Below are 15,411 nucleotides of genomic sequence, written 5' to 3' on the forward strand. Positions count from 1 at the left end.
AACAATTCAACAAAATCAATAAAATTATATTTTAATTTAAATTCTGTTCCCTCAATTTCTCTGCGTATACATGTCATAAGTAAGTTCATATTTTCAATACAGTCATGTGAAAACAATTCCTCATCTTTAATTTTGTTATAAATATTTTCCGCAAACATGAGATACTGTGGCATTTCAGCAGCTCCTCATTTTTATAAAGTATTTTTCTTAAGGTAATCCTATTATAACAATGTTGCAACAAGAAATTTTCCATTTTTAGTTTAAGGAAATTTTAAAAATTATAAAAACGATTATATTCAATAAATTAGTACGAATAAAAGCTAGGGAAGTTTGATTTTTCTATTGAGCTTTAAAATGGATTATTGTGTTTAAATTATCAATTTAAAAAGCTTGCCTAGTAGGCAAGCTCCCCCTTTTTTTGATATTTGCGCTGATCAATAAGGTTTAGTGTTACTTAAAGCAACACACTGATAATACTGAAATATTTAAAAATAAAAAAGCCCACTTCCTATTTTTATTCAGAAATGGGCTTAGCGAAAAAAAACGCTTAGACCTGAAATAGGAAATATCTATTCGGAAATATCTCCAACTTCATATTGGCATAATATTTAAGCACTAGCAATAGGGATTGAATTAAAAATATCAAATATTCATATTTAAATAGATAAAGATTTCTTTTTAAATAGTTTTATTTTTAGCCTACATAATTTTTTTACTTATCAAGAGTTATAAAGAATATGTGCCCATCAATAGGTAATACTTAATAAGGTCTTATGTGTAGTAACCATTAGGCTCTAGAGAGTAAGAACTCAAACTGACTAAAAATAAAAAATAATTAATTTTCAATATTAATGATCATATACTGCAAAGTTATGTATATTCCAACTTCTCCATTGTTGAGTGCCTCATATAAGTCTTCATCAACGAAATCTCCAGATTCATCATATAGCCATTTATGAATTTGAATAATTTGTATATTCCCTTTTTTGTCTATTCTTGCTATTGGGTCTATTACGGACCGAACTATCACCTTCTTCTTCGTCTTAACATCGAGCAATGTGATAATTGTCATTTTAAAATCCTTATAAATATCCTGTATAACAACTACTCTCAATCAATAAAGATTTTTATATTTAAATTACTTAAATAGCAATCTTTTCAATCTAAAAAATAAATAAAATACACTTCAATAGTATGTGCCTATTAGAAAAGATACCTTAAATATTCTACTAGCAATAAAAAACCGCTTTAAGGGCGGTTCATCTAAAATTCACAGGTACTTAATGAAGATTTTTTTTCTGTCTTTGCATCTTTCTGGGCACACAAATTTTTCCAATAAAGTTAGTTAACCACAAAATACTTTCTTCACGATCTTCAAAATGAGGTATAAGGCTTAAATCTACTTTTATTTTGCGATCAGCTAAAGGCAAACTTAAACAATGTTCAAAGTCTATTGAGCTGTACTTCAATTTGAGTCTTTTTTCTGCAGCTTGATTCTTTATCTCAGCCATAATGCGATTTAGATTAACAATCAAATTATTTGAAATTTTATTATTTTCATATACCCGTTCGTAAACTGTCTCAGCTACATCAATGTAATTTATTAGCTCTACATTCTTATTCATGACATTTGTACTCCGTTTTTTATAATTATCCGTCTAAAATAATGTTTATTTGAGTTACTAAATTCATCACGTACGTAAATATTGTTAAAGTTTTATCACTTATTTTTAATTTAAATATTTGAATTTATTTAATAATTTTATAATTTACTAATATTTATACACATCTTTGTTCTTAACACCCCTTTTTTCTATCACTTGCCCATTGAGCTCACCATCAACGCAAATAAACATTGTACTAATCCATAAAATTATGGAGATCAGCTTAACACAAAAAGAAAAAGCCCCCACTAATCAATAGTGAGGCTTTGCCGTATTTCCCGGCTAGCACATTTAAAAATCGATAGCTAAAAAAAAGCCAACTTGTTAGAGTCAGCTTAATTCAATCGTTTGAGAATCATGCTTGCATAGTTATTGTCCGTTGCAATCTTCTATCATTTTTATTTTTATAAATATAATTTAAACCAGCCATGTGACATTTTGATTAAATTTCACTCAACACTTTTTTTTGTTAAATAAGTCACATTTAATCTTATTAATGCACTAACCATTACAACCAATAAACACAATGTGTATCAATTACTTCTGCTTGATTTTGTAAATTACAGTATCCTTAGTTTACCTAACTGCCAAAATCAATAACACAATGGAACACCAAACACTTTTAGACGAATTAAATTCGCAGATTGAATATTACTCAAAAAGAACTGACTGCCCACCAACTAGAATTCGTATTGGGTATAAAACCTATTACAAATTAATGCAGAATCCTAAATTTGCCGATGAAGTATCAAACTCCGCTTTAGATCCAAACAAACGCAAATACAAAAAATTAAAAATAAAAGTTACTAAGGATGACAATCAACTTGAACTTGAATGATTTCTCATAAAAAAAGCCTACTCTTTCAAGTAGGCTTTCCCCTTATGACTTTTGCGCTGATCATTAAGGTTTATTGTTGTTTAAAGCAACACTCAGATCTTACAGAAATACTTAACAATTAAATAGCCCCGCCAATAATCGATATTTAGCAGAGCTTCTTAAAGCTTATACAGTTTATCGTGGAAGATATCTTTTTGAACCTGTGCTATTAAGGCAGTAATGTCCACCTCTAGGCCCAACACAATAAGTTCCAGATGTGCAGTAACAAGAGTTATTAGTCGTTTTACTATAACTTCTTGGAGTCCGTGTAGTAGCAGAACTTCTAGTTCTAGTATTATTATAGCCTTTTGATTCTCTTTGAGGAGTTGAGTAAACAGGCTGCCTGTTATCAAAACTCCCTTTTGAATATCTATAGGTGACTGGTGGAGTATAACAACCAGCAAAACTGCACAAATATTTAGTATCAATCCATTGTTGTCTATCCATATTTGGATTTAATAACGCCCATTCATCTTGGTACCAGAATACATAAACTTCACTTCCCCCTTTCAATTTAAAGATTTCTTTGCCATTTGGCATATCCTTGACTGGAGCGGTATCAACACTAATCCAATTTTTAACTGGATTAAACCTTTCAACTTTTTGCTGCGAAAAGTCTATGGACGGTATAGATACACATCCACTAATACCCAAAGTAATAACTAACCCTATTAAATAATTTTTCATTTTATTAACTTCTTAGAAAGAATAATTTTAATGCGAAGTAAACAATAAGCTACCTAATAAAAGCAACATATACTTTCATCTAATTTAAATACATAAAGAAAAATTAAAAAACCCGCTTCTAAAAAGAAACGGGTCAAAAAACAAAAAACTTTCAGCGCAGTATTTGTGACATATCATACAAGTTAGAAGATGTATTTACAATATACTTTAAGCTTAATTTTTTGATGCTCTCAAAATATCCAAAACTCGCTTTGACATTTCATGCAAGTTGGACCCTATTGGTAGCCAAAAATGATAATTAATGTTGTCACGGTTAAAAACTTGCTTGTAGTACTCAGTTTTGAATGATGGATCAATGTCAGAAGCCTTAAGTAATCTGCCTTCTTTTTCGATCACTTGCCCATCTAATTCACCACCAACACAGATATTCATTTTTACCAGCCTGGACTATATAGCAAAAAATAAAAAAAATCCGTACCTTGGGGAAAGTACGGACTAAGCTTTTCAACTGAAAAACACTATAATGGAAATAGACATCATATAGTAAGTTTAATATACGATAAATTTCATGTTTTTTCAAATCCTAATTAAAAGCCCACGATTAAGTGAGCTTTTAAAACAAATTGGTGCAACGCTTATAACTTTGTCCACTATATCAAAAATATGCCATAAAGCGTCTAGACAGTCAACAAGTCTAAATTATGCTTTTCTACTAATTGAGAAGCTTTTAAACGTTCAACGATTTTAATCATTAGATCATTGGCAGTTATAACGTCGATTCCTTCAAATGCTTTTAGTGTTAATTGCAATTTATTATTAATTACATTTGTAATTATTGATATTTTACCAAAATAATCAGGGTAGTATTTCAAAGTTTCATTAACTTTCTCCCGACTAACGCCTTCATATAGTTTTACAGTGTATGTTTTCATTTGAACCTCCATTTTGTCTTAATCTTTTATCATGACCTAATAAATAAAATCTAGCGCAACTCACCATAATTGCGACCTGAGCTTTAGATTGGTTTGTTTCTTGAGCAACCTTCAACAATCCTTTATTTTCAACCTTATTTTTAATTAAACAAATTAATGCAAACTTAGTTGTAAAATCTGTTTTATCAGAATTTAATAGACTTCGTAAAAGTGCTTGAATTTGATCCGCCTCATAATCACTGATCTCACATCGAATATAAGATTTACTTTTTTGTACTTCTTTGCCAGCTTCACGCATCAACCAGTAAATTTGATTGATATGAAGCCCATCTGGCAAATCACCCCCTTTCATTCTAACTGTTTCACACCATGCGCCAAACTGCTCTAACCAACCGTCAATAGTATATTTAGACCAATCCATTTGTTGGGTTTTTAAAACTGCACTCATTTTTCACCTACCAATTGCTCAATTTGTTTAATCGCCACGCCTGCTTTCACTTGCTCTGTACTGAACCGTAAAACTGTAAAACCCATCATTGCTGCGGAGTTGTATTTCTCCATATCCCCTAAATAGCCCTTGCCTCTTGTGTGACGGCCTCCGCTCCAGATCCCGCCTTCTACCTCAATCAAAATCTTTGTACCCTTTATTAAAAAATCTGCTCTCCATTTGCGTTCAGGATGGAACTTATATTCCTGTTCAAAACCGATCTTGCATGCTCTTAAATGCGTTGCCAGAACCATTTCACCCACACTTGGTTGTCTGGCAACTTGCTTTGCTGAACGCCGCTTTTTATTTTTCTTTATCGGAAATAACTTGCGGTATTCAGCAATGCTGACTGATGACATCAAGCACCACCTTTCAGCAAATTTTCCAACTGATTAGCAAAGCAGTTATAAACTCGTGCTTTATCTTGATCGCCAAAAAGGCTTGAAGCATGGGCATCGTGCTTATAATTTTGAACTAGGTTTTCAATTGAACTTCTTAGCTCCAATGTGGAAGAAAGCCGTAGATTTCATGAAATCCAAAGTTCCAACGTGGATTAGCGTGACTGATGAATTGCCACCTACTGACATAATGGTACTTATTTGTTGGGCAGATGCTCCTGATGTCACCCCAGAACAAGACTATATGACTATTGATGAGGATTTAAATAGCGTATGGGCAAACTATCAAAATGATCCACCTTCACATTGGATGCATTTTCATAGTGTGCCAAACGTATCGGGAGCTGAACAATGAGCAAAGTTATTGGTGAAGTTAATTTGAACCCTAGCCGTATTGAAGGTACTCCGGATCAGGTGGCTCTTCATATTTTTGAAGAAATCATTTGTCCAAGTACTGAGGAGCTTCTCAAAAACAATCCGGAAGCTGCAAAAGTTTTTGCATATCACATTTTTGGTTTAGCACTGTCTCAACTAGCAGAGTTTCATTCAACCAAAAGTCTAGATAAAGCTGTAACCGTTACTCTTCACAACCTTTTGCGTCAATTGAAGAAAGAACGTAATGAGTTGAGGAACTAAAGGATGAGTGGATTAAAAGTTAAAACATGTAATTTTTGTGATGACGGGAACGGTGAATGCATTTTCCCCTATTACGGCCTTGCCCCTCATATTCATACGAAGCCAATTGGCGGTACTGAATTTATAGATGTTTCATTACTTGAAAACTTTAGTCCTGATGGGGATGGTTTAGGCATATATACACACTGTCTGAATTGTGGGGGTGATGGCACATATGAAGGCATCCAGTTAGAAGTTAAAGCGGAAAGTAAGGAGGGCTAATGTGGATAAATATCTGACATCTAACAATGTGTGTGAGATGTTTCATATTACTAAACGCACACTTAATCGGTGGGAAATTAACACACCTTGGGGGATTCCATTCCCAGCCCCAGCATTAAGTTCTGAAGGCGGGACAATGAAAAGATACCTCGCTACTGATGTAATGAAGTGGGAGGAAGAATGCCAGCAAAAAAAGCAACTAAAAAAAGCTATATAAGTTGTACCGAAGCTAACAATCAGCAAACTTGATGAAATTAGTCCAGATCAATGATTGTTAGCATATTTACGTTACTATATACTGTCCGCCGAATCACGGCTTGCTAGATAAACTCAGCAATTTCATTTATGTACATAATGGTGTACATATAATGAAACCAAGGAAGCAAGAATATACTTTTCCCGTTTAATTATAAGGGTTTAGGCGATATGGCATTAATCGTTCAAAAATATGGCGGTACTTCTATGGGTACCCCCGAGCGCATTTTAAATGTTGCTCGTCGTGTGAAGCGTTGGCATGATCACGGTCACAAGGTTGTTGTGGTCGTATCTGCAATGAGTGGTGAAACAAACCGCTTACTTGCTCTCGCTAAAGCCATTACCGAAACACCTGACCCACGTGAGTTAGACCAAATGGTTTCAACCGGTGAACAGGTGACGATTTCCATGTTAGCTATGGCACTTAATTCGATTGGTGTGGAAGCTAAATCCTATACCGGACGTCAAGTCGGTATTAAAACTGACAGTGCATTTACCAAGGCGCGTATCGAGTCTATTGATACAGATGTCATGACCAATGACCTAGATGCAGGCCGTGTTATTGTGGTTGCCGGTTTCCAAGGCTTTGATGCTAATGGAAATACCACAACACTAGGTCGAGGTGGTTCAGATACTTCAGGTGTTGCTCTTGCTGCTGCTTTAAAAGCTGACGAATGCCAGATTTACACTGATGTAGATGGTGTTTACACTACTGACCCTCGCGTTGCTCCTAAAGCCAAAAAAATCGACCGTATTTCTTTTGAAGAAATGCTAGAAATGGCATCATTAGGTTCTAAAGTTTTACAAATTCGCTCAGTAGAGTTTGCCGGGAAATATCAAGTTCCTTTACGTGTATTATCAAGCTTTGATAATGACGACGACGGCGTTTTTGACGACGAATTTAAAGAAAATGTTGGTACACTCATTACTACTGAGGCAGAAGATACTATGGAACAGCCAATTATTGCAGGTATAGCTTTTAACCGTGACGAAGCAAAATTAACGATTTTAGGTGTACCTGATGAACCAGGCATTGCTTCTAAAATCTTATCACCAGTAAGTGATGCCAATATCGAAGTCGATATGATAGTGCAAAATGTTGAAGAAGATGGCACAACAGATTTCACTTTCACTGTAAACCGTGTTGATTTAGCGAAAGCTGAAAAAATCTTAAACGAAACTGCTAAAAATATTGGCGCACGTGAAGTTTCAACACGTGATGACATCGTTAAAGTATCTATCGTTGGTGTAGGTATGCGTTCACACGCAGGTGTAGCGAGCAAAATGTTCACTGCCCTTGCTGATGAAGGTATCAATATTCTTATGATTTCAACTTCTGAAATTAAAGTTTCTGTGATTATCGACGAGAAATACCTTGAACTTGCTGTTCGCTGCTTACATACCGCTTTTGGTTTGGATCGTGAACATGGTGAAAGCAGCGCCCGCGCTTAATTTTACCAACCGGTCAAGAATTCATTAAAAAATGTTTACTTGTCCGACAATAATCAAAGAAAACACAGAGCCGCTATAGTTTTTTTTATAGCGGCTCTGTTATATTAAACGGAAAGTTTTTTGGCAGAGATTATCAAAATATGACTTTGTTCTCATATTTTTGTTAGAATCTGACTGAAAACTGAGGTTGAGCTTTTTATTTGGGTACCAATATTGCAGTTTTAAGCGTTTAGCAAGGAGATAAACATGCTGATTCTGACCCGCCGTGTCGGGGAAACATTAATGATTGGGGATCAAGTCAGTGTTACTGTGCTTGGCGTCAAAGGAAACCAGGTTCGTATTGGTGTGAATGCACCAAAAGAGGTTTCTGTTCATCGCGAAGAAATTTATCAACGTATTCAACATGAACGTGCAATGCATGAACACCTTCAACATCTTGATCAAGATTATCAAGTTTCTTATGAAGATGATAATTATGCACAGAAAAACTTCAATCGTTAGTATGAAGTTGTTCTCTCCCTAATTAAAGCGACTTTATAGTCGCTTTAAATTTTTTAAGTGGTTGTATTTATAGACCTAAAGCACGTTTAACAGGTGCGTAACTACGACGATGCTGATCAATCACGCCATGCACGGCAATCGCTTCAAAATGTGCTTTGGTTGGATATCCTTTATGTTTGGCAAAACCAAATAACGGATATTGCTGATCTAATTCTGCCATCTGTCGATCTCGTGTCACTTTTGCCAAGATACTTGCTGCACTAATTTCAGCATGGCTTGCATCTCCACCAACAATGGCTTCACAAGGAATAATAATTCCTTTCGGAATTTGATTACCATCAACGATCACTTTTTGAGGTTGAGTTTTCAAGCCGTCAACAGCGCGTTGCATAGCCAAAAAAGTCGCCTGTAAAATATTTAGTTCGTCAATTTCAGCATGAGTTGCTTCAGCAATTGACCAAGCTAAGGCTTTTTCTTGTATTTCAATAAACAACTTTTCACGTTTCTTTTCAGTTAATTTTTTAGAATCATTTAATCCTAAAATTGGATTATTCGGATCTAAAATAACGGCTGCTGCCACAACCGAACCTACTAAAGGTCCCCGTCCCGCCTCATCTACACCAGCAATAAACATCAACTCACTACCTTTAAACAAAAGAGGCTGATCAATAGTAATCAGCCTTCTTTAACACATAATTTATTAATTACTTTTGTAAAGCTTCTGCCACACAAGCATTTACAGTTTTAGAAACCACTTGGTTTACGATTGTAGCACGTGTATTTACATCAAGTGCAGCTGCAGCTAATTCTACTGCTGTCACACTGTTTGGAGCCTTTTCGCTCACACAACCACAAACATTGGTTTGGATGCTATCACGTTGCTCAGCAGTCATATATTTTGTTGCTGTTTTCCAAGCTGCGACATTATTAATCTCTGTAATACATTTCGCATTTACAGCAACCTTTAACGCAGCAACTCCCAATTGTTGAGTTGTGGTTTGTGCAGAAGCAGCACCTGTAGCAGTGCCTGTAGTTGTTGCACATGCTGTTAAAGCTAAAACAACTGGTGCTAGAGCGAGCATCAATTTTTTCATCATTTTTTCCTTTGATTGAACGTTGGCAGCGCGTATTGTGCCTAAACTCAACTTTAGAAGAAACAAATAATTTGATGCATTTATGCAAACTATTTTGCCGACCGAAACCCAGCTCATCAAATGCTTTTTTATGCAGTAAAACGTTCTGTTTTTAGCACGCTCTGTCACATTTAAAACATTTCTCAAAATCTGCGCTTTCCCCTAAAATCACAAATCAAAACGACAAAAAAAGGGTCTTTTATGCCTGCTGCTTCCTCTCAGTATTACACCCGTACCGCACAAATTCTGCATTGGGTGATGGCAATCATTTTCATCGTCGCATGGGTTATTGGCTTTTATAGTGGAAATTTTTTAAGCTATGACGTTGATGGCAGCTTTAAAGGTGATGTGATTACGTTGCACAAGAACATTGCAACCACAATTATCTTTTTAGTAATTATCCGGATTTTATGGCGCTATACACATCCAGCTCCAAAACTACCTGACACCATGTCACTGATGATGAAAACTCTGGCACACGTGGGTCATCTATTCCTTTATGTAATTTTAGTGGCTTTACCTGTCACTGGTTGCTTGTTTAGTTGGAGTGCTGGTCACCCTGCCCCTGTTTTATATTTATTTGAAATTCCGCGTTTAGTGCAAGATAACCCAGAGCTTTTAGCTATTGTTAAACCATTACATATTTATATTTCTTGGTTTGCAGGTTTTCTTATTGTTGGGCATGTACTTGCAGCTTTAAAACATCACTTTATTGATAAAGACAATATTTTAAATAGTATGACTAAACAACCTAAATAAACCCGATGTATAAAAAAACCGCCTATCTCGGGCGGTTTTTTTATTTAGATTTTTTGGATTTCTGCAATCCACTTTTGTTTCTCTTCATCTGAAATGAAAGAGGCTTCAAAAGAGTTAATTGCGAGTTGTTTCAACTCATCATTGTTTAAGTCTAAAGCTTGCTGGATGGCAAAGAAATTATCATTCATATATCCACCGAAATATGAAGGATCATCTGAGTTAACAGTCACGTGTACGCCTTTTTGTAAAAGACGGCGGATATTATGATCTTTCATATCCTTAACAACACATAGCTTTAAGTTACTTAAAGGACAAACCGTTAACGGCATTTTTTCATTAATTAAACGCGCCATTAATTGTTCGTCTTCTTCAGAACGTACACCATGATCAATACGATTCACTTTAAGTAGATCTAAAGCTTCCCATACATATTCAGGGGGACCTTCTTCGCCAGCGTGAGCAACGATTAAGAAACCTTCTTCACGTGCTTTTGCAAAAACACGTTCAAATTTAGCTGGCGGATGCCCTACTTCACTTGAATCGAGACCGACTGCAATAATGTCTTGTTTAAATGGTAAAGCTTGTTCAAGTGTTTCAAATGCAGCTTCTTCACTTAAATGACGTAAGAAACACATAATCAGTTGAGAGCTGATACCAAACTTAGCTTTGGCATCTGCACACGCACGCTTTAAACCATTAATCACAGTTGAGAACGCAACACCACGGTCAGTGTGGGTTTGCGGATCAAAGAACATTTCTGTGTGAACGACATGATCTTCGGCACATTTCTCAAAATAAGCCCATGCTAAATCATAAAAGTCTTGTTCATGTACAAGAACATTTGCACCAGCATAATAAATATCTAAGAATGATTGAAGATTATGAAAGTTATAAGCTTGCTTTACTTCTTCAACAGATTTGTAAGGAATCTGAATCTGATTGCGCTGGGCAATTGCAAACATTAATTCAGGTTCAAAAGTCCCTTCAATATGCACATGCAATTCGGCTTTTGGTAAGGCGCGAATCAGCTCGACTTGATTCATATTAACTCCACGTCTAAAGAAAAAAGGGTGTGGTCAAAATCACACCCTTTTATAATTTTCTTCTTATTGAAAACTATGTCTAAGATAGCTCAAGAAGAAAATTATAAAAAATCATATTAACCGCCAAACGCGATAAATTTAAATACCCAAAGCGCAGCAATAATCCATACCATGTACGGTACAGTTTTTGCCTTACCCGTGAATAATTTAACTAATGCATAGCTAATAAAACCCATTGCAATACCATCAGCAATTGAATAAGTGAATGGCATAAATACAATGGTTAAAAATGCTGGAACAGCTTCAGTAATATCATCCCAATCAATCTGAGTGATCCCTTGGATCATCAACACACCAATAAACAATAAAGCTGGCGCCGTTGCAAAACCTGGTACAGATTGAGCAAGAGGTGCTAAAAATAAACAGCAGATAAATAAGACTGCAACCACAACAGCAGTTAAACCAGTACGTCCGCCTGCTGCTACACCTGAAGCTGATTCAATATATGGTGTAGTTGAAGATGTACCTAATGCGGCACCAGCAACGATTGCAGTAGAGTCTGCAAATAATGCTTTCTTCAAACGAGGTAATTTACCGTCTTGTAAAAGACCTGCACGGTGTGAAACACCAACCAAAGTACCTGTACTGTCGAACAAGTCGACAATAAAGAATACGAAAATGACGCCCACCATACTTGCTGTAAATAGACCTTCAAAGTCCATTTGCATGAATGTTGGTGCAATTGAAGGAATTTGACCCACTACACCCTTAAATTCATTTAAACCTAAAGCAGTAGCGATGGCCGTAACCACTAAAATACTAATAATGATTGCGCCGCGAACTTTTAATTGGTGTAAAACCACAATCATTAAAAATCCGAATAGCGCTAATAATACTGTAGGCTGTTTGATATCGCCTAAACCGACTAATGTCGCTTGGTTATCAACAATGATTCCAGCATTTTTTAGTGCAATCAGTGCTAGGAATAAACCAATACCCCCACCGATTGCAAACTTAAGTGACATCGGAATCGCATTGACAATCGCTTCACGAATTTTAAAGAAGCTAATTGCAAGAAAAACAAGGCCTGAAACAAAAACAGCCGCTAAAGCTGTTTGCCACGGCACGCCCATCCCCATACAAACCGAGTAGGTAAAGTAAGCGTTTAAACCCATACCAGGGGCCAGTGCGATTGGATAATTTGCAATGATCCCCATTACTAAACATCCGATTGCTGCTGCCAAACAGGTTGCAACGAATACGGCACCATGATCCATGCCGGTTTCAGATAAAATGAGTGGATTGACAATAATGATATAACACATCGTTAAGAATGTAGTTACACCAGCAAGAACTTCAGTTCGGAAAGTGGTTTTATTGTCGCTTAGCTTAAATAAACGCTCTAACCAGCCTGCCGAAGAATTGGGCGCCGCCATAAGTAGCCTCTATGCAAAATCTGAACTGTGGAATATTTACGTCTATGTACGTCGCTGAACAATATTGTTTTTCTGTTCAGTCCTATAAACAAGAATCTCAAATTTAAGAAGCAACAAATATGCCACTCATTTGATTTCTAGCTTTATACATAGCAAACAACCACAGCCCCTCTTGAAACACAAAAAAGCTGCATAACCCCTATGCAGCTTTTTTACTATACGTTCAATAAGTTTAACAGATTCAACAGAAACATGATCAAAATTTATGAAAAGATATGACCAATGACACTGTAAAAAGTTAGAAATTTATAGCTCGTTATTGTTAGAAAATAATTTTTTTCTCGCCTATATATTGTTGCATATGAAAAGAAGCTAAATTGCTGTGATGAGCATGATTCGGATTTCGTTCGATACTTTGCAGGTTTTTTTCAGCTTCTTGTATGATCTGCATTAGCTCTTGATGTCTTTTATTTTGAGTATCTAAATAAGCCCAATACCCTAATACAAAGACGATACCCACACACAACACTATTAATACTTTATTGATCATTATTATTATCTCTATGTTTTTAATGTTAATGATCTTAACAAAAAATTATAGCTTTGTGAATATTTTCACATTTATTTACAATAACACACTCTTATTCAAATTATTGAAAATAAAAGTTATTTTAAAAATATCATTAAAAAACCTACTAAATACTAAACTTTTCCATTGAAAAGTAACTTTATTTAATAAGAGCTTATTTTAGTTATTTTTAATATTATCTTTTTATCGGTTTTAACTCTTAAGTTATTTTAAAGATAGAGCATAGACAAATGTGTATATGGCTTGAAATTTGTTTTTATTTGCTAAGCTTTAAATGAAATAAAAAGGAGCTATTTTCGTTAATGTACTTTTCTTTAAAATTGTTTCTTTAGCGACTAATTTCTATGTTGCCTGTTTAGCTTTAAAAGTAAAAATTCATCTCAAAGAAATCTTCATCTCATTTAAAAAATATTTTTTCTCCTTTGACTCTATTGGTTGACTAGCAAAATTACGTCCAAATTTTATCGTTCTATAAATCGCACCAAGCTTTCCATTTTCATAGCTTCATTCCAATAAACGCTACGATAAACTGTACTCAGATAAAAAATTAAATCAGGAGAATACATCATGTTTGATATGCGTTTATCTCACGAGCGTGGTGCAGCACATCATGGTTGGTTACAATCAAAACATAGCTTTTCATTTGCTAACTATTGGGATCCTAAACAAGTTGGTTTTTCGGATCTGCTTGTAATTAACGATGATAACGTTGCTCCATCTAAAGGCTTTGGTACTCACCCTCACCGTAATATGGAAATTATTTCCTATGTACTGGAAGGTGCATTAGAGCATAAAGACTCGATGGGTACAGGCTCTGTGATTGTGCCGGGTGACATTCAGCTGATGAGTGCAGGTCGTGGCGTTGCTCATAGTGAATTTAACCACTCAGCTCAAGAAGGCGTTCATTTCTTGCAAATTTGGGTTGTTCCAAATGAAGTGAATACAGAGCCAGACTATCAACAAGTTCATATTGATGAAGCAGACAAACGCGGTAAATTGCATTTGATCATCTCACCGAAAGGTGGCGAGAAAACTTTATCGATCAAACAAGACATTAATATTTACTCAGGTCTTTTTGATGGTCAAGAAACTGCTGAATTTGTGATTCCTGAGGATCGATATGTTTACCTACACGTTGCCAAAGGTCGTGTTGATGTAAATGGTAAAACATTTAACACTGGCGATGCTGCACGTATTCGTGAAGGCGGAAGTTTATCGTTTACCAATGGTGATAACGCCGAAATTTTGATTTTCGATATGCGTCCTGAAGAAGTTCCAACCATGCCATAATGTAACTAAGCCCTCGCATAAAATTTATGCGAGGGCTTTTTTATTTTTGATCGGACTTATAAAAATTCTAACTCAGCTCAGTGCTCTTCTGAACGTGCCATCTCTGTATTGATATAGCTCATAATCATCGTGGTTAGCCCCTGCACCATTTCATCAAAACTAATATAAGGGTTTGGCAAAATAAGATGCCGTGCGACATTAAAAATTCCACTATTGATACAAATGTAGGTAATTACAGGCAAATTATTGATTTTTAGGTATTTAGGATTGTGCATCATATATTTCATGATCACTTCCATTAAAGCCTGTTCAATTTTGGGAATGTATTTGTCGTACTGTAACTCCCCTGCATAACGCAAAACAGTCAAATAGCGGTCGTTATTTTTCTTTAATAAATCACTAAAAGTATAAAAAATCATTTCGATGACAGGCTCTAACTCCAACTGTAAAATCGTCGGTGTAAGCTCTGTAATCATGTCCAGAATTTCCCGAACAAAAAAGTGATTCATCGCATCATAAATTTCTTCTTTATTTTTAAAATATTCGTATAAAGACCCGACACTCACCCCTGCAATCTCTGCAATATGGCGTGTTGTAGTGCCACTTGGTCCGTGAAGTGCCACTGCAATAAAACCTGCTTCAATAATCGTGTCGACAGTGACTTTGGCTCGAGTTTGACGAGGTTTACGCGTAGTCATACGATCTAATCAATAATCCGAACATAAAGTCAGATTAGCATGTAATCTAACTCGGTAGAAATAAAAAAACAAAATCCGAATAGTTGTCAAACTTAATCAGAAAAACTGAGAAAAACAGATCTCAACTTATCAATCAATCGATGCTTTTATTTACTATTTTCCGAGATCAGGAATAAATTTAATTTGTTATATTTCAAAAATATAAATCAAATTTATTTAAAATTATTATTACAAAGAATGTCTATAAAATACTTTTATATATTTAAAAATTTACCCGAATTGAATCCGAACATAATGTCAGATTAATATGAAA

22 protein-coding genes and 1 pseudogene are annotated in these 15,411 nt (G+C 35.3%); 9 read left to right on the forward strand and 14 right to left on the reverse strand.

The window, feature by feature from the left end; all coding sequences use genetic code 11:
* The 3 genes and pseudogenes from MKL51_RS21065 to MKL51_RS17925 all read right to left on the reverse strand — a co-directional run.
* Positions 1-173: pseudogene (locus MKL51_RS21065) on the reverse strand (hypothetical protein); the annotation flags it as partial.
* A gap of 662 nt (positions 174-835) precedes the next feature.
* A complete protein-coding gene (locus MKL51_RS17920) occupies positions 836-1,072 on the reverse strand; it encodes a hypothetical protein (RefSeq protein ID WP_000152665.1) in 237 nt (78 codons plus the stop codon).
* A gap of 208 nt (positions 1,073-1,280) precedes the next feature.
* Positions 1,281-1,625: a hypothetical protein gene (locus tag MKL51_RS17925; RefSeq protein ID WP_002118344.1), complete on the reverse strand. Its 345-nt coding sequence runs from the start codon at positions 1,623-1,625 to the stop codon at positions 1,281-1,283.
* Positions 1,626-2,268: 643 nt separating this feature from the next.
* Between MKL51_RS17925 and MKL51_RS17930 the strand changes: the two genes are divergently transcribed.
* Positions 2,269-2,502 (forward strand): hypothetical protein, encoded by a 234-nt coding sequence (locus tag MKL51_RS17930; protein ID WP_000401164.1) that lies wholly within the window; start codon positions 2,269-2,271, stop codon positions 2,500-2,502.
* Positions 2,503-2,676: 174 nt separating this feature from the next.
* Here the strand turns inward: MKL51_RS17930 and MKL51_RS17935 are convergent, their stop codons facing one another.
* The 5 genes from MKL51_RS17935 to MKL51_RS17955 all read right to left on the reverse strand — a co-directional run bounded on the left by MKL51_RS17935 (position 2,677) and on the right by MKL51_RS17955 (position 5,006).
* A complete protein-coding gene (locus tag MKL51_RS17935) occupies positions 2,677-3,228 on the reverse strand; it encodes a hypothetical protein (protein WP_001984397.1) in 552 nt (183 codons plus the stop codon).
* A 213-nt stretch (positions 3,229-3,441) separates the two neighbouring features.
* Complete coding sequence (locus MKL51_RS17940; RefSeq protein ID WP_001017713.1) at positions 3,442-3,660, reverse strand: hypothetical protein; 219 nt, start codon at positions 3,658-3,660, stop codon at positions 3,442-3,444.
* A 245-nt stretch (positions 3,661-3,905) separates the two neighbouring features.
* Positions 3,906-4,160, reverse strand: coding sequence for a hypothetical protein (locus tag MKL51_RS17945; RefSeq protein WP_000861102.1), 255 nt, complete (start codon positions 4,158-4,160; stop codon positions 3,906-3,908).
* Positions 4,132-4,608, reverse strand: a complete 477-nt coding sequence (locus MKL51_RS17950; protein WP_001277128.1) for a hypothetical protein — start codon at positions 4,606-4,608, stop codon at positions 4,132-4,134. The genes MKL51_RS17945 and MKL51_RS17950 overlap by 29 nt, the downstream gene beginning before the upstream one ends.
* Complete coding sequence (locus MKL51_RS17955) at positions 4,605-5,006, reverse strand: DUF559 domain-containing protein (RefSeq protein ID WP_002118340.1); 402 nt, start codon at positions 5,004-5,006, stop codon at positions 4,605-4,607. Before MKL51_RS17955 ends, MKL51_RS17950 begins: the two co-directional genes overlap by 4 nt.
* A gap of 55 nt (positions 5,007-5,061) precedes the next feature.
* Between MKL51_RS17955 and MKL51_RS17960 the strand changes: the two genes are divergently transcribed.
* The 6 genes from MKL51_RS17960 to csrA all read left to right on the forward strand — a co-directional run bounded on the left by MKL51_RS17960 (position 5,062) and on the right by csrA (position 8,150).
* Entirely contained in the window at positions 5,062-5,400 is a 339-nt protein-coding gene (locus MKL51_RS17960; RefSeq protein WP_005802796.1) for a DUF551 domain-containing protein, read from the forward strand.
* Positions 5,397-5,681 (forward strand): hypothetical protein, encoded by a 285-nt coding sequence (locus tag MKL51_RS17965; protein ID WP_000048743.1) that lies wholly within the window; start codon positions 5,397-5,399, stop codon positions 5,679-5,681. Before MKL51_RS17960 ends, MKL51_RS17965 begins: the two co-directional genes overlap by 4 nt.
* Before the next feature lie 3 nt (positions 5,682-5,684).
* Positions 5,685-5,942: a hypothetical protein gene (locus MKL51_RS17970; protein WP_002163156.1), complete on the forward strand. Its 258-nt coding sequence runs from the start codon at positions 5,685-5,687 to the stop codon at positions 5,940-5,942.
* 1 nt (position 5,943) lies between these two features.
* Positions 5,944-6,159: a hypothetical protein gene (locus tag MKL51_RS17975; protein WP_000362184.1), complete on the forward strand. Its 216-nt coding sequence runs from the start codon at positions 5,944-5,946 to the stop codon at positions 6,157-6,159.
* A 209-nt stretch (positions 6,160-6,368) separates the two neighbouring features.
* Positions 6,369-7,649, forward strand: a complete 1,281-nt coding sequence (locus MKL51_RS17980; RefSeq protein WP_002115333.1) for an aspartate kinase — start codon at positions 6,369-6,371, stop codon at positions 7,647-7,649.
* A 246-nt stretch (positions 7,650-7,895) separates the two neighbouring features.
* Positions 7,896-8,150, forward strand: a complete 255-nt coding sequence (gene csrA, locus MKL51_RS17985; protein ID WP_000906487.1) for a carbon storage regulator CsrA — start codon at positions 7,896-7,898, stop codon at positions 8,148-8,150.
* Between the two features lie 67 nt (positions 8,151-8,217).
* On the opposite strand, the gene rnhB is transcribed toward csrA, so the two are convergent.
* Together rnhB and MKL51_RS17995 are read right to left on the reverse strand one after the other, a co-directional pair.
* Complete coding sequence (gene rnhB / locus MKL51_RS17990) at positions 8,218-8,784, reverse strand: ribonuclease HII (RefSeq protein ID WP_002163155.1); 567 nt, start codon at positions 8,782-8,784, stop codon at positions 8,218-8,220.
* A gap of 70 nt (positions 8,785-8,854) precedes the next feature.
* Positions 8,855-9,244: a hypothetical protein gene (locus tag MKL51_RS17995; protein ID WP_002163174.1), complete on the reverse strand. Its 390-nt coding sequence runs from the start codon at positions 9,242-9,244 to the stop codon at positions 8,855-8,857.
* Between the two features lie 240 nt (positions 9,245-9,484).
* On the opposite strand from MKL51_RS17995, the gene MKL51_RS18000 reads away from it, so the two are divergent.
* Positions 9,485-10,042 (forward strand): cytochrome b, encoded by a 558-nt coding sequence (locus tag MKL51_RS18000; protein ID WP_002163173.1) that lies wholly within the window; start codon positions 9,485-9,487, stop codon positions 10,040-10,042.
* Positions 10,043-10,086: 44 nt separating this feature from the next.
* On the opposite strand, the gene MKL51_RS18005 is transcribed toward MKL51_RS18000, so the two are convergent.
* The 3 genes from MKL51_RS18005 to MKL51_RS18015 form a co-directional block, all read right to left on the reverse strand.
* On the reverse strand, positions 10,087-11,085 hold the full coding sequence (locus MKL51_RS18005; RefSeq protein WP_002163181.1) for an adenosine deaminase: 999 nt from the start codon (positions 11,083-11,085) through the stop codon (positions 10,087-10,089).
* A gap of 116 nt (positions 11,086-11,201) precedes the next feature.
* Positions 11,202-12,521, reverse strand: a complete 1,320-nt coding sequence (locus tag MKL51_RS18010) for an NCS2 family permease (RefSeq protein ID WP_002163170.1) — start codon at positions 12,519-12,521, stop codon at positions 11,202-11,204.
* 322 nt (positions 12,522-12,843) lie between these two features.
* Positions 12,844-13,071, reverse strand: coding sequence for a hypothetical protein (locus MKL51_RS18015; RefSeq protein WP_002163179.1), 228 nt, complete (start codon positions 13,069-13,071; stop codon positions 12,844-12,846).
* A 606-nt stretch (positions 13,072-13,677) separates the two neighbouring features.
* Here MKL51_RS18015 and MKL51_RS18020 point away from each other — a divergent pair.
* A complete protein-coding gene (locus MKL51_RS18020; protein ID WP_002115337.1) occupies positions 13,678-14,400 on the forward strand; it encodes a pirin family protein in 723 nt (240 codons plus the stop codon).
* Between the two features lie 77 nt (positions 14,401-14,477).
* Here MKL51_RS18020 and MKL51_RS18025 read toward each other — a convergent pair whose 3' ends face one another.
* Positions 14,478-15,098 (reverse strand): TetR/AcrR family transcriptional regulator, encoded by a 621-nt coding sequence (locus MKL51_RS18025; protein WP_002163161.1) that lies wholly within the window; start codon positions 15,096-15,098, stop codon positions 14,478-14,480.
* Positions 15,099-15,411: the final 313 nt, after the last annotated feature.

The organism is Acinetobacter sp. AOR18_HL (assembly GCF_027855145.1).
Classification (GTDB): Bacteria; Pseudomonadota; Gammaproteobacteria; order Pseudomonadales; family Moraxellaceae; genus Acinetobacter; species Acinetobacter pittii.